Here is a 12,961-nt window from a genome sequence, read left to right as displayed (position 1 = left end):
ATGGTGAGAGAGATGAACGACGTTTACGAGAGACTGGAAGCGCTCCTCCGCTCACTGGGAGTCAAGAAAACGGAGCTCAGGATATACCGTCTCCTTCTCGAAAAGCGAAAACCCATGAGGATAACCGAAATAGTCAGGGAGCTCGGAATAAGCGAGCGTTCCGTCAGAGAGCACGTGCTCAACCTCTACAGAAGGGGAATGCTGAAGAGGGAGCTAATCCAGCAAGGCTGGCTCGGTTACACATACACGGCAGTTTCTCCCGCGGAGCTTCTTGAGAACCTTAAAAGATATATCCTTGAGAGGATAGGCGAAATAGAAAGGGAACTCAAGAAGGAATGACTATTTTCGCCTCCTCAAGGATTTCGACAAGCTTTTCGAGTTTTTCCCTTTCAACTTTACCGTATTCCTCAGAAAGAGCTCTAAAGGCCCTCTCCTTCGGAAGAATCTCTGAGAGCATTAACAGCTCGTGGAGCTGGGAGTAAACCCTTCTGTCCTCGGTGAGTTTTCTGAACTCCTCCCAGTTTCCGTTCCTCGCTCTAATCAGCCTCTCGTTTAGAACTCCTCTGGCCTTCCAGTGGAGCCAGGGTTCATCATCAAAATCGTGACCGAGGTTCAACCCAAGGAATTCCGAATCCCTCGCGAGGCCCTTCATTACAAGCCTCTCGCTCTCCTCGGTATCTCTGGCCATCGAGAGCTCGCCGAGGACTTTCATCGCGTAGCCCCTCGCGAACCTTCCCAGCGTTTTCCCCTCTCCTTCCGCGAGCGAGAGGGCAGTGGAAAGAACTGCGTTGCCGATTATTGAAATCGTCTCCAGGCTGACCTTCTCAACCGTGTCCCCGCTTGAATGGTAGAACCTGTCGGGCCAGGTTATCAGCATAGTCCCCGGAACCCCAAAGAAGTTGAAGACGTCGTGGTCGCTTCCCATCTCGTAGGGATAGGGCTTAAACGCTATGGCAGGAATCTCGCTTCCGGAGAAGCTCTTTTCTTTTCTGTTAAACCTCCAGAGAAAGTGCTCAAGCAGGCCGGAAACCACGGAAAAGCGCGAGAACGGGGTTCTCACGAGCATCAGCGTTGAACCGCTCCTGTCCGGGCTTCCTGCAACCATGTCGAGGTTTATGTTCGCGTAATATTCTCCCGGTTTCGCCCTCTCGAAGAAGGTCTGTGTCCCATGATGCTCGGGAACCCAGAGGAAGGCGAAGCCGAAGCGGAATGAGTACTTGTAAGCCTCGCTGAGCTTCCTCGCCAGCTCGATTAGCATCGCGCTCCCGCTCGCGTTGTCGTTGGCCCCAGGCCTCGGGTGGCAGATGTGGGCAGAGAAAACTATGTAGGGCGGTTCGCCCACCTTCGCGTAGAGCATTGGGAGGTCTTCTCTCTTGGGCCTTTCAACCTGAACCGAGAGGCTAACCTCAACGCTACCTTTGAGGGACTTGGAAACCATATCCTTCGCGACGCTCTCGGGAACTGCCAAGGCTGGAATCTTCGCCCATTCAAGGTCTTCTTTTGTAAGAAAAAGGCCTATGTAGGGGTAGAACTCTCCAGTCCCCTCCCGGTGGGCTATGAAGGCCTTTGCTCCCGCTTCGTTGGCTTTCCTGTAGGCGTTTCTCCAGTCCTTGTTTACGACAACGACCTTTCCCTCCGCGTCATCCCAGTCTTCCTCGCGGAAAATCGGCAGGACTTCAGCTTTGACCTCTCCCTCCGGAGAGTGGGCCATTATCAGGAGCGGGCTCTCCTCGGTCGTGAGCCTCTTCCCGTCGTAGGAAAGCTCACCGCGAATGGGGTTCCACGCTATGGGGGAAGCCAGGGTTCCGTGCCAGGTTTTTCCGTCGTAGGAGTCCGATAGAAGGTCGTTCTCAACGCCAAAGGAGTCGAGCTTTTCTTTGATGAACTTAACGCTCTCAACGAGTTCCCGTGAACCCTGAATCCTGTGGAACTCCCCTATCTCAGAAATATCCTTCAGAATACGCTCTGGACTGAGCCGGACATCGGGTAACTTCATGAAGGTCACCGTATTAACGTGGAGAAAGAAGTATAAAAGGTTGCCTACTCAAGGCGGAGCATCTTCGGGGGCTCCAGATGCTTGAGGGAGTCGAGCAGTTCGGGAGGCATTGTCAGCTTTGTGCTCTGGATGAACTCCAAGTAATCGCGCTCGATTGAGGTTTCTTCCGGTGGTTTGGTCTCAACCCTGGACGAGACGACCTTTCTTACCCTCGGCTCCTCTTCCCTCTCGACCTTTGCAACGAGGCCCTCGTAGAGCTTCTCCTCCCTGTCCCTCTTTCCGAGTTCCTTTCCCTTCCGGTATGCGTCCTTAACCAGCTCGTAAATTCCCAGCTCCTCTGCCCTTTGGTAGAGCTCTTCCCTCTTCTGCCTAACCCACTCCGCCCACTCGCTGTGTCCTCTAAGACCGACGAAGTAGCCGAACTGGTAGGCCTCCTTAAGGAGGGCCTTCTTCTCGTCTGTCATAGCGGGGCCTCCGGATAGACCCTTATTCCGTCGGTTGTGAAGCGAAGCCTCTTAAGGTTGCTGTCGTGGGGAACGCCACGCATCTTGAGTATCTGGAGAGCTCTCACCATCTGGTAGTTGCGCATGAAGTGGTGGAGCACTATGACGCCGTCCGCGAGGTAGTATTCGTCGGTGTATTTTTCGGAGCTCAGCATCTCCGCGAGGAGAAGTGTCGTAACCTCAAGGGAGCGGAGCAGTCTGACGAACCTTCCCAGGGCCTTTTTCTTTCCGGCCGGGTCGCTGACGAAGGACTCGAAGAGGCTGAAGGAGTCAATCACGACCCTCTTTGCTTTTTCGCGCTTGATAATTTCGATGAGAAGCTTGAATAACTCCTCCCACGTTAGCTCGCGGTTGGCACTCAAGAGAATCTCGCCGAGGTCATAGAAGGCTATCTTCTTTGACTGAAAGTGTTCGAGGATTCCGAAGTTGTAGCGGAGCATATCGCGTAAGATAACGTCCTGCGTTTCAAAGAGCGAGATGAAGAGGCCCTTCTCGTCGTTGTTGGCGCCTTCAACAAGAAACTGAATTCCCAGGGTAGTCTTTCCGCTCCCGGGGGGACCCGTAATGAGGTAAACCCTTCCCGGCAGAAAGCCGCCGCCGATGAGGTTATCGAGTCCCGGAACGCCGGTGGGCAGTCTGTCGAGTCCCTTGAGTAGCTCGCCTACGTACATCTCCCGCGCACCCCCTAAAGGTTAGAGAAAGTCCAGTATTAAAGGTTACCCCCTGGAGAATATTCAACCCCATGTGACGTGCCTGTTAACTGCGAAGCGCACTATGAAGGAAGCTCCAATGCCGACTAGGTTAGCTATGAGGTAGTGAATGCCGAGCCACACGAGGGGAACGTATATCGCCCACTGGACTAGGGCGCCTGTTAACGCGGCGATGTGGAAGCTAACGAGCCTCTTCCACAATGGCTTCCTCTTGAGGTCCTTAAACGTCCAGAGGTCGTTCCAGATGAAGTTGTTGAGTATCGCGAGTTCTGTCGCCGGAACGTTGGCGACGTACTTGTCGATGCCGAGGTTAACGAACAGCCATAGAAAACCCTCGTTAACGATAATCCCGGAAAAGCCGACGATGGAAAATTTTATTAGCCTGTCGAGTTCCCCTTCCCAGCGCATAAGCCTGTAGAGGTGCCTCAGGTAATTAAGCATCGTCTTCCCGCTCAGCTTGCTCTCGCCGGCCTTCCTCAGGCCGAAAACGAAGGGAACCTCCACGACCTTCTTGTAGTTGCCCTTTATGAGAATCTCCATGAGGATTTTGAAGCCAACGGGATTGAGCTCAACGTTTTCCACAACCTCCCTCCGGAGGGCAAAGAACCCGCTCACGGGGTCCTTCACGTTCCTTATCTTTGGAAGGGCCAGGCGACCGAGCATTATGGCGCCCTTTGAGATAAGCTTCCTGTACCAGTACCAGTTCTTAACGCCTCCACCCGGAACATAGCGGCTTGCTATCGCTATGTCGGCACCCTCTTCGATTTCTCTTAAAAGCTCTGGGATTATTTCAGGAGGGTGCTGTAGGTCCGCATCCATGACCACGAAAACGTCACCCTTCGCTTCCTTAAACCCCCTGATTACAGCCGAGGAAAGGCCCTTCTCCTCGGTTCTCCGAATTACCCTGACGGGATACTTATTTGACAGCTCTTCGGCGAGCTTCCACGTTCCATCGGGGGAATCGTCATCAACAATAATTATTTCATAATCGTAATCCTTGAGGGCTTTCGAAATCCTCTCAAGAAGTTCAGGAAGGTTTTCTCTCTCATTGTATGTTGGAACTATTATACTAACCCGCACTCACCCACACCCTGCCGTAGTAGTGCGTAAACTTTATAAGCTCTCCGAAGTCCTTAAAAGCGGGCATGGGGCCGTGGGGTAGCTTGGTCTATCCTTCCGGCTTCGGGAGCCGGAGACCCGAGTTCAAATCTCGGCGGCCCCACCAGAGAACTTTCGAAGATTGCTTTTAGGATCGCAAAAAGAAGACCAAGTTAAATTTTCTTAATCCCTTCAAGCTTTGTTAAAACTTTACTCCTTCAACCTTTTGGAAAAAGCTTGGCCAAAAATTGGCTCTTGCCATTCAAGAAGGACAAAGATTAGCCATGCACTAACCAACTGTAACTTTGAAAGGGGTTTAATCCCTTAAACAAACATTTTCAAGCAGTTTTGACTTTAATCAGCGCCCGAAGGGCGCTTTGGACAGTGAAACACTTACCAAAGGAGCAAGTGAGTAAAAACCCCACAGAATCTGAACATTACAGAAGATGCACATGCTCTTCCGCCAGCGCTTGCACAAGCAAGCAAACTTTGCTTTGAAAAGTTTGACCAAAAAATAAACTTCCACCAAAATAACAAGAATAAGTTTGCATGTCCTCTAAACATTTCAAACTCAAAGCGGGTTTTTCATCAAACAAAACAAGCCAAGACAAGTTCTACTCCTCATCAACGCCCGAAGGGCGTTATTCTAAAGAAGAACCGGCAAGAAGGGGCAAGCTCAAGAATAAAACCCCTTAAAACTACGATTCCTCAAAAAGGACATGCAAACCTTGGTCAAACTTCGCGCAGGCGAAGTTTGTAACTGGTGGGCCCGCGGGGCTTCGAACCCCGGACCTCCCGCTTATCAGGCGGGCGCTCTGACCAGGCTGAGCCACGGGCCCAATAGAATGGTGCCCCGGCCGGGATTTGAACCCGGGTCGCGGGATCGAGAGTCCCGCATGATTGACCGGGCTACACCACCGGGGCGTTTCCGGGATTAAGGAGTAGAGAGAATTTAAAAAGTTTTCGGTTAAAGAAGCTCTCTAACGGTTTTTCTGACTGCCTCATAGCTGTTAAGCCTCGGTCTCCAGCCACTTCTCTTGGCTTTCTTTATGCTAAGGCGCATGAACTTTACATCTCCTTTCCAACCACGGCCACCATCAACTCCCCCAGTGAACTTAAAGACCGGCTTGAGGCCCATTTCCTCGCTGACTATCTCCGCTATCTCTCTAACCGTTATCCAGTCGTCGTTTCCAAGGTTGTAGAAATCCACAGTTTTGTTACTTTTCTTAAAGTGCTCGAAGATTTTAAGTATGCCATCAACCGTGTCGCTCACGTGGAGGTAGCTCTTCCTCTGGGTTCCATCGCCGAGGATTTCAAGCTCCTCTGGGTTTTTCCTCAGCTTGTTGATGAAATCATAGATAACACCGTGGTTGGAGCGCTCACCTATTATATTCGCCAAACGGAAGATTAAAGCTCTGAATCCAAAGGTATGGGCGTAGCCACTTATCAAGGCCTCGGCCGCGAGCTTCGCCCCTCCGTAGACGCTTATCGGTTCCAGCGGGCCGTAGTCCTCTGGAGTGGGAATGACATCAGCATCTCCATAGACCGTTGACGAGCTCGTGAAGACGAGGTATTTGACGTTAGAATCTCTCATCGCGTTGAGGAGGTTGTAGGTTATCAAAACGTTGGTCTCGTAGAGAAGCTCTGGACTCTGGGAGCCGATTCTAACCTCCGGGTTTGCCGCAAGGTGGAAGACGGCTTCAACGTCTTTAACGGCTTTTTCAACGACTTCAAGGTTCCGCATATCCCCTCTGATGAACTCGAAACGTTCATGCTCGAGCCAGCGCCTGACGTTGTCCAAACTGCCGGCGCTCAGGTCGTCGAGAACTCTGACGCTGTGGCCGAGCTCCATCAGTTTGTCGACGAGGTGTGAGCCTATGAAGCCAGCGCCACCAGTGACAAGAACTCTCATGATATCACCATCTGGAGTTCTAGGAACGATTATTAAGTTTTGGGAAAGTTTTTTGTATTAATTATTCCGCAAGGAATAGAGGGTGAAAAGATGAAAGTCCTCATAATGGCCGGCGGTTACGCCACGAGGCTTTGGCCAATAACTAAAGATAACCCCAAGGCTTTACTTCCTGTTGGTGAAAAGAGGATAATAGATTATATCCTCGAGAAAGTTTTGAAGCTGGATTTACCAGTTTACATCTCAACGAACCGCTTCTTTGAGTCCAACTTCAGGCCTGTTGCCGATGAGTACGGTGTTGAGCTAATCATAGAAGACACGCTCCATGAGGAGGAGAAGCTGGGAACGATAGGAGCCATGAGAAAGGCCGTCGAGGAGCTCGGCTTCGATGACTACCTCGTTATAGCTGGCGACAACATCTTTTCATTCTCCCTGGCGGAGTTTCTGGGTAGGTACAGCGGGGAAACACTGATAGCAGTCTACGATGTGGGTGACTTTGAACTGGCCAAGCGCTACGGTGTTGTCGTGCTCGAGGGAGACAAAGTGATTGCCTTCGAGGAGAAGCCAGCACAGCCACGTTCGACCCTTATAAGCACGGGTGTTTATGTCTTTCCCAGGAGAGTCATGGAACTTCTTGACAATTATCTCTCTAATGGAAATAGAGATTCACCTGGCTACTTCGTCCAGTGGCTCCTTAAGAAGGGAGAGTCAATTAAGGCCTACCGCTTTTCCGAGTACTGGTACGACATAGGCTCTGCCGATAGCTACCTCGAAGCCCTGAGAACTTTGATGAAAGAAAGCCACATAGAGGAAATCCAAATAAGCCCATACTCTAAGATAATCCCGCCTGTAGTTATAAAGAAGGGTGCAAAGATACTGGGGCGTTCAATCATAGGACCCTTCGCCTATATTGGCGAAGACTGCATCATAGAGAACTCCGACGTTAGCGATTCCATAATCTTCAGGAAGACCGTTATCAGGAATTCTACTATATGGCGCTCAATCATAGACGAGAAGTGCGAGATAAGGAACTTAGAGCTTAGGAAGAGCCTTGTCGGGGGTCATGCGAAAATACAGAGGGGAGAGTAAGAATGAACGACGAAAAAGTTAGTTTGATGAGCAAAGTAACAGACAAAGTTTTTTTCCCATCTAAAAAATTTCTTGAATTAAAGTTTGCACTCCCAACCATAGTCTCAATTGCCCTTGTAATCAGGCTCCTTCCAATGCGCTTTAAGTACCTCCTCGGCTACGATCCCTACTTTCACCTAGCATACATAAGATACGCGTTAAGCCATGGCTGGGTAAACTTCTTCCCCTATGCACTTGGTCCATGGGGAATTCAGATAAAGCTCTTCCACCCTCTTGGCCTGTGGATGACCCCTGCGTATGTATACAAGCTCCTTCATTTCCTCGGCCTCTCCCTCTACAACGCCTTCAGGGTAACACCCGTAATCTTCGGCGTTCTGACAGTGGTTTTCACTTACCTGGCTGTCCTCAGGCTCTATGGAAAGAAGGAGGCGTTTCTGTCGGCCTTTCTGCTGGCTGTAAGCTTTGGCCACGTCTTCCGCTCCATGGCCGGCTACTACAGGGGAGACAACTATATGCTCTTCTGGTACAGCGTGGCTCTCCTTGGGATAACCCTGGGACTAACGTGGAAACCCAAACGATGGGAGTATGAGAGGTTTGCATTTTATCTTATTCCTGGGGTAGCAACGGGGCTCTCAGCTTTCTTCTGGCAGGCTTACTATCCAATATTCGCCTTCGTCCTCGCGAATGCATTCCTGCTTTCCCTTGGAGTTTTTGTCCTGAAAAGGGACGAGAAAATAGTTGAGGGGGTAATCATAGCGCTCTCGACAGTCCTTGGGGTGTTAATAGCGAACTCAATCGGAGAAAAATTTGGCTTTGGAATGGTCGGTTACAACAGGTGGCTTGGCAAAAAGATTGCCGAAGAGTTTGGTTTTAACTTCGGCTTTATAAAGGACGCATTCCTCTATCTCTACCTCAAATACGCCGTTTCCTTAGCTGTTGTGACAATCTTAATCCTAGTAATTCTTGCTAGGTTCTCAAAAAACAGAAAGACGAGGTACGTCATTACCGGAGTTTTGGTTCTGGCCACTTTGGTAGTCGCGTCCCACCACTATGGACAGCTCAACAACCTGATAAAGGAAATCTTCGTAAACGCCCCGATAGTCGAAACCCAGAGGACGGGTTTAAGTGACCTCTGCCAGGCCTACGGTCTGGCCTTTCTGGCGGTTCCTCTCTTTGGAATTTCATTTAGGAAGAAAAGAGCTAGCGACTACCTCATCTTAGGTCTGGCATTGGTGGCTTTACCCATGTTGCTCATCTGGACAAGGTTCCTGTTCATAGGTTCACTTACGATAGCGCTCATGGCCGGTATTGGCCTGGTTGAGGTTTACGAGCTTCTAGCCCCAAAACTCAAAGCCAGAAAGTTTGGCGTCATTGCCCTGGCGGTGCTCCTTATCTTCGTCCCGGCAACGACGGCATATACAGGATTTAAGAATACTCTGTCCGTGAGGCCGTTTGTCAACGACAACTGGGTGAAGGCATTGGAGTACCTTGGAAACCACTCAAACATCAACGACGTCGTCTTAACCTGGTGGGACGAGGGACACTGGGTAACTTATTTTGCGGAGAGGGCGCCGGTTGCTCAAGGAAGCCCCAGCAAGTTTGTAGCGGATTACTACCTCGGAAAAGTTTCGGAAAAAAGACTCATGAGCCTTGGTATTGATTACATCATAGTGTCTCTCGACGCCGTTGAAAAGTTCGGGGCTATTCTCCGAACTGCCGGGGAAACCGGATACGCTATGGTAGTTCTTTGGCCTGTTTCAACACCGGGAATCCTAACGTTCACCGCCCCGGGTTACACGGTAATGGCAACCCCCGGGGAAAGCTGGGATGTGAGAGTGAGGATTGGCAACGTCTTGGGGGTTCCTGTTAAGGTCTTCGTTGAGAAAGAGACAAAAGTCCAAGAAGTCCCGCTGAAGGAAAGGCCAACCCTCGATGCTTACGTTTACATAAACCTGAACTACGGCTACGCTATACTGATGAACGGGAAAGCATTCGAGACACCACTGGCCAAGCTCATGTTCACCAACAACTATTCAAAAAACTATCAGCTCCTCTACTCCGATGGGGGAATTGTGAAGATATTCCGGTTCCTTCACCCGAATGTGATTGTAACTTCCCAGAACGGTTCAGTGGTCCTAAGGTTTACAAACTCGACTGGAACCGCCATTGGTGTATACGGCTACCTCGACAACGGGACGCTCGTTTACAGGAAGTGGTTTAACGTGAAGGGCAAAAGCGAGTTCACTCTTCCAAAGAACTTGAACGGGAGTGTCGTTGTCAGGTACGTATACGTTCAGAAGGGGACGGTTCTTGATAGGGGAGTGTTCAGGATAGAAGACGTGCTGAAGAGTTAATAGAGCTAACTTCTGCATAATGTAGTTATAATTTCTCATTCTCATTATGAATGTGTTTGAGGTTGAGTTCTGCTATGGTAAGCAGATTTAAATCTCCCAAATGATGCTTTTCTTTACACTTCCGTAATTCCCTTATTAAAAGCTTTATTTGAAGATCCCTTAACAGTATTTGATTCTCAAAGTTTAGAATCACCTTGTAAAAATATGCCAGCAAAGTTGTTTTCTGTTTAAAGAGGAGTTCTTTCATCTGAAATCGTCTGAAGCCCTGAGATGAAAACCATCTGTTAATGTCTTCAGTTATGAGACTCATTAAAAGATAAGAGTTCGAATCATTCCTTTCTAGCAGTTCCATCAGAGCTAATTTTTTAATAGCAATCTGAACACTCCTATATACTTCGGAAAAGTCCTCAAGAGTAAATTTCAATAAGTTCCTTTCCTCAAGATATTTAAGGTAGTTCCATCCTTGGCGAGTTATTCTGTACATGTACTTATAGCCACAATTGTATACCTTTCCATTTTTATTTCTGCATTCTCTGGACACCTTATGACGTCTAAGAAATCCCATCTGATAAAGTCTACGGAGGTCATTAGAAATTAGCTTTGGTCTTGTCCTCTGAAGTATTTGTGGATCCTTTCTTGTTAGATAAAGATAAGTTGAAATGGCTTCAGATGCAGTTCTACTATCAAACTCATTTTCACCAAATAGCTCCGCGAGGATCTTGAGTAATTCTCTAAAGTCGAGGATAGATAAGGATATAATTCATCACCTAATTAGATGATTAATTTTAAGGATTTAAATGTGTTCCCCTAGAGTAGGGCAAATTAGCGTGAATTTCTAACGCTTATCCAGAAGAGTTCGAAAACAGAACCAAAGAAAATGAAACACATGGAAAGATCATCAGCTGAGAAAAAACTAAACCTAAGACTCCGCGTGGATTTTGGATAAGGTTCTAAAGATGAGTTTGACAAACCTCCTAGAACTGGAAAAGTTTTTAATGGTATTAAAGTGAGCACTCTCCGAACCCTCAGCATGGGGGAAATGTAATGGACATTCTTAGAGACTGGATAAAAAAAAGTAAACTCATCAAAGATACCGCAATAATGATGATAGCTATGGGATTTTCAAACTTTTTTAATTATCTCTATCAGCTCTCTATGGGAAGATTATTAACTCCAATCGAGTATGGAGAGCTCTTTAGTTTGCTGTCTCTATTCTATATATTCTCTGTATTCTCTACAACCGTGAACACTTCCATAACAAAATTTACATCAATATACAAGATAAACAATGAGTATGGGAAAATAAAGACACTCTTAGTAAGGGCTAGCAAAAGTCTGGCACTGCTTGGTGGGTTAATTTTCTTGGGCGTAGTGATTCTAAGCCCGTACATATCCAAGTTTCTTAAAATTGATAATCCCCTGCTAGTTATCCTACTTTTCGCCTCCGTACCATTTGGATTCGTTCTTCCAGTATATCAGGGAATTTTGAGAGGGTTACAAAGATTTGAGGCCTTAGGGATAAGCGCTTCCTCATGGTCATTCTTTAAGTTGGTCTTTGGTGTCCTTTTTGTGTTACTTGGGTTGGGAGTCGTTGGTGGCATCTCTGGGGTATTCCTAGCACATGTATTTGCCCTCGTTATAACACTATTCTTCCTCAGAGATTTGCTCAAAGTCGAGGGAGAAGGAGGGGTAAATCTCAGAGACATTGTAAACTACAGTAGCCTGGCATTTCTGTCAATATTTGCATATACGACAATGTGGAACATTGATGTCATCTTAGTAAAGCACTATCTGTCTCCTCTAGAGGCCGGAGAGTATTCAGCTATCTCTGTATTAGGGAAAATTGTTCTATTTGCACCGGGTGCCGTTGGAATGGTTATATTCCCAAAAACCGCAGAGATGCATGAAAAAGGAGAAGAACACTTTCATGTGCTGCTAAAGGGATTAGCGTTGACACTTTTGATTTCTGGGGGAATAGTTCTGGTTTATGCTCTGTTTCCAAGGTTCATTATCACGTTCATTTACGGAGAAAAGTACCTCAGCGTTGCGCCGTATTTATGGAGGTATGGGTTGGCAATGATGCTTTTGGCTCTGCTTAATGTTATTATGAATTATGCCCTCTCAATAAACAGAACAAAAATTTTTTATCCCCTGTTGGTTGGAGTATTCCTCGAGATAATTACTCTATATTACTTTAGAACTTCAATTGAAAACATTATAAATGGACTCTCGCTAGCTATGTTAGTGGGATTAGTACTTGCGGTAATTTCATTATGGAGGGGATCTCAATGAAAGTATCAATAATAGTCCCAGCGTATAACGAGGAGGAAAGGATTTTAAAGACACTTAACGATTATTATAACACTTTTAATACTACGTTTAGGAATAATTTTGAACTTATAGTTGAGATGGATGGGTGTACAGACAATACACCAGAGATTGTGAGAGAGTTTTCACGCGGGAAGAACAATATAAGAATTCTAGAGTTCCCAAAAAGGCTTGGAAAAGGAGGAGGAATTAAAGAAGCATTCAAAATCGCAAACGGAGAGATAATTGGTTTTACCGATGCCGATGACTCTACACCTGCAAAAGAGTTCCTGAAACTAATAAAGGAAATAGAAAACGGGTATGATGTTGTTTTAGGATCGAGATGGCTAAAAGAGAGCAGAGTTCTTATTCCACAACCTCTTTATAGACAGATACTCAGCAGAGGTTTTAATTTGCTAGTTAGGATTTTTTTTGGACTGAGTATAAGGGACACGCAGTGCGGAGCCAAGGTGTTTAGAAAAGACGTTGTTGACGCAGTTTTGTCTGATTTGCAGGTTAATGGATTCGCATTTGATGTGGAGTTACTCTATTTAGCACATAAAAAGGGGTTTAGAATAAAGGAGGTTCCGATTGAGTGGTACAATGACAAAAATTCAACATTAGATGTGAAGAAAGTTGTCCCTGAGATGTTTATGGCTTTGGTTAAGGTGAGGTTGTATCATAGTCCATTTAAGGCTATAATTAAGACATCAAAATTGAAGGGACAGTAATTGATTCGAAACGGTGGTGATATCTATGGCAAGAATACACGTTGGCATTATCTCTGTATATCCAAAGAGAGGAGAAAAACACACAAAATTTAGCGGTGTAGCATCCTATACAAAGAACCTTGTTGAAGCAATCAGTAAACTAGAGAGAATCAAAATTTCAGTTTACGCTAATATAACATCTAAAAAGGAGGAATATACTGAAAGTGACAACATAGTCGTAATCAGGTGCTGGACACCTATATTTTATCCATTTCAGATATTAAA

General features: G+C 47.0%; 12 protein-coding genes and 3 tRNA genes. 7 read left to right on the top strand and 8 right to left on the bottom strand.

The features are described 5' to 3' along the window. The first annotated feature begins 12 nt into the window (after positions 1 to 12). Positions 13 to 339, top strand: coding sequence for a transcriptional regulator (locus MVG27_RS00305; protein ID WP_297548214.1), 327 nt, complete (start codon positions 13 to 15; stop codon positions 337 to 339). On the opposite strand, the gene MVG27_RS00300 is transcribed toward MVG27_RS00305, so the two are convergent. The 4 genes from MVG27_RS00300 to MVG27_RS00285 form a co-directional block, all read right to left on the bottom strand. After that, on the bottom strand, positions 326 to 1,996 hold the full coding sequence (locus tag MVG27_RS00300) for a DUF4910 domain-containing protein (protein ID WP_297548216.1): 1,671 nt from the start codon (positions 1,994 to 1,996) through the stop codon (positions 326 to 328). The two genes, MVG27_RS00305 and MVG27_RS00300, sit on opposite strands and share 14 nt — an antisense overlap. Before the next feature lie 44 nt (positions 1,997 to 2,040). Further along, a complete protein-coding gene (locus MVG27_RS00295) occupies positions 2,041 to 2,460 on the bottom strand; it encodes a hypothetical protein (RefSeq protein ID WP_297548195.1) in 420 nt (139 codons plus the stop codon). Then, positions 2,457 to 3,170, bottom strand: a complete 714-nt coding sequence (locus tag MVG27_RS00290) for an ATPase domain-containing protein (RefSeq protein ID WP_297548197.1) — start codon at positions 3,168 to 3,170, stop codon at positions 2,457 to 2,459. The genes MVG27_RS00295 and MVG27_RS00290 overlap by 4 nt, the downstream gene beginning before the upstream one ends. 63 nt (positions 3,171 to 3,233) lie before the next feature. Then, positions 3,234 to 4,289, bottom strand: a complete 1,056-nt coding sequence (locus MVG27_RS00285) for a glycosyltransferase family 2 protein (RefSeq protein WP_297548200.1) — start codon at positions 4,287 to 4,289, stop codon at positions 3,234 to 3,236. A gap of 67 nt (positions 4,290 to 4,356) precedes the next feature. On the opposite strand from MVG27_RS00285, the gene MVG27_RS00280 reads away from it, so the two are divergent. Continuing rightward, positions 4,357 to 4,434: transfer RNA gene (locus tag MVG27_RS00280), tRNA-Pro, on the top strand. A 634-nt stretch (positions 4,435 to 5,068) separates the two neighbouring features. Here MVG27_RS00280 and MVG27_RS00275 read toward each other — a convergent pair. The 3 genes from MVG27_RS00275 to MVG27_RS00265 all read right to left on the bottom strand — a co-directional run bounded on the left by MVG27_RS00275 (position 5,069) and on the right by MVG27_RS00265 (position 6,219). Then, positions 5,069 to 5,146: transfer RNA gene (locus MVG27_RS00275), tRNA-Ile, on the bottom strand. A gap of 7 nt (positions 5,147 to 5,153) precedes the next feature. Further along, a tRNA-Glu gene (locus MVG27_RS00270) sits at positions 5,154 to 5,231 on the bottom strand. Between the two features lie 43 nt (positions 5,232 to 5,274). Next, complete coding sequence (locus MVG27_RS00265; protein ID WP_297548202.1) at positions 5,275 to 6,219, bottom strand: NAD-dependent epimerase/dehydratase family protein; 945 nt, start codon at positions 6,217 to 6,219, stop codon at positions 5,275 to 5,277. Between the two features lie 90 nt (positions 6,220 to 6,309). Here MVG27_RS00265 and MVG27_RS00260 point away from each other — a divergent pair, with 90 nt between their 5' ends. Next, positions 6,310 to 7,305: an NDP-sugar synthase gene (locus MVG27_RS00260; protein ID WP_297548204.1), complete on the top strand. Its 996-nt coding sequence runs from the start codon at positions 6,310 to 6,312 to the stop codon at positions 7,303 to 7,305. 2 nt (positions 7,306 to 7,307) lie between these two features. Beyond that, positions 7,308 to 9,659, top strand: a complete 2,352-nt coding sequence (locus MVG27_RS00255) for an STT3 domain-containing protein (protein ID WP_297555793.1) — start codon at positions 7,308 to 7,310, stop codon at positions 9,657 to 9,659. Positions 9,660 to 9,684: 25 nt separating this feature from the next. On the opposite strand, the gene MVG27_RS00250 is transcribed toward MVG27_RS00255, so the two are convergent. Continuing rightward, positions 9,685 to 10,200 (bottom strand): hypothetical protein, encoded by a 516-nt coding sequence (locus MVG27_RS00250; protein ID WP_297555790.1) that lies wholly within the window; start codon positions 10,198 to 10,200, stop codon positions 9,685 to 9,687. A 503-nt stretch (positions 10,201 to 10,703) separates the two neighbouring features. On the opposite strand from MVG27_RS00250, the gene MVG27_RS00245 reads away from it, so the two are divergent. The 3 genes from MVG27_RS00245 to MVG27_RS00235 all read left to right on the top strand — a co-directional run. Next, positions 10,704 to 11,951, top strand: coding sequence for an oligosaccharide flippase family protein (locus tag MVG27_RS00245; RefSeq protein WP_297555789.1), 1,248 nt, complete (start codon positions 10,704 to 10,706; stop codon positions 11,949 to 11,951). After that, the gene (locus MVG27_RS00240; RefSeq protein WP_297555786.1) at positions 11,948 to 12,697 is read left to right on the top strand and encodes a dolichyl-phosphate beta-glucosyltransferase; all 750 of its coding nucleotides are present in this window, start codon (positions 11,948 to 11,950) and stop codon (positions 12,695 to 12,697) included. Before MVG27_RS00245 ends, MVG27_RS00240 begins: the two co-directional genes overlap by 4 nt. Positions 12,698 to 12,713: 16 nt before the next feature. Next, a partial coding sequence (locus MVG27_RS00235; RefSeq protein WP_297555783.1) for a hypothetical protein occupies positions 12,714 to 12,961 on the top strand: 248 nt, incomplete at its 3' end.

Source organism: Thermococcus sp., from assembly GCF_027011145.1.
Classification (GTDB): Archaea; Methanobacteriota_B; Thermococci; order Thermococcales; family Thermococcaceae; genus Thermococcus.
This window is presented reverse-complemented; position numbering and strand designations above follow the sequence as displayed.

What these genes read in the sequence shown, in the direction of transcription:
- MVG27_RS00245 (WP_297555789.1), top strand. Translation starts at nt 10,704, where the DNA reads ATGGACATTCTTAGAGACTGGATAAAAAAAAGTAAACTCATCAAAGAT.
- MVG27_RS00290 (WP_297548197.1), bottom strand. Translation starts at nt 3,170, where the DNA reads ATGTACGTAGGCGAGCTACTCAAGGGACTCGACAGACTGCCCACCGGC.
- MVG27_RS00265 (WP_297548202.1), bottom strand. Translation starts at nt 6,219, where the DNA reads ATGAGAGTTCTTGTCACTGGTGGCGCTGGCTTCATAGGCTCACACCTC.
- MVG27_RS00305 (WP_297548214.1), top strand. Translation starts at nt 13, where the DNA reads ATGAACGACGTTTACGAGAGACTGGAAGCGCTCCTCCGCTCACTGGGA.
- MVG27_RS00255 (WP_297555793.1), top strand. Translation starts at nt 7,308, where the DNA reads ATGAACGACGAAAAAGTTAGTTTGATGAGCAAAGTAACAGACAAAGTT.
- MVG27_RS00295 (WP_297548195.1), bottom strand. Translation starts at nt 2,460, where the DNA reads ATGACAGACGAGAAGAAGGCCCTCCTTAAGGAGGCCTACCAGTTCGGC.
- MVG27_RS00260 (WP_297548204.1), top strand. Translation starts at nt 6,310, where the DNA reads ATGAAAGTCCTCATAATGGCCGGCGGTTACGCCACGAGGCTTTGGCCA.
- MVG27_RS00240 (WP_297555786.1), top strand. Translation starts at nt 11,948, where the DNA reads ATGAAAGTATCAATAATAGTCCCAGCGTATAACGAGGAGGAAAGGATT.
- MVG27_RS00300 (WP_297548216.1), bottom strand. Translation starts at nt 1,996, where the DNA reads ATGAAGTTACCCGATGTCCGGCTCAGTCCAGAGCGTATTCTGAAGGAT.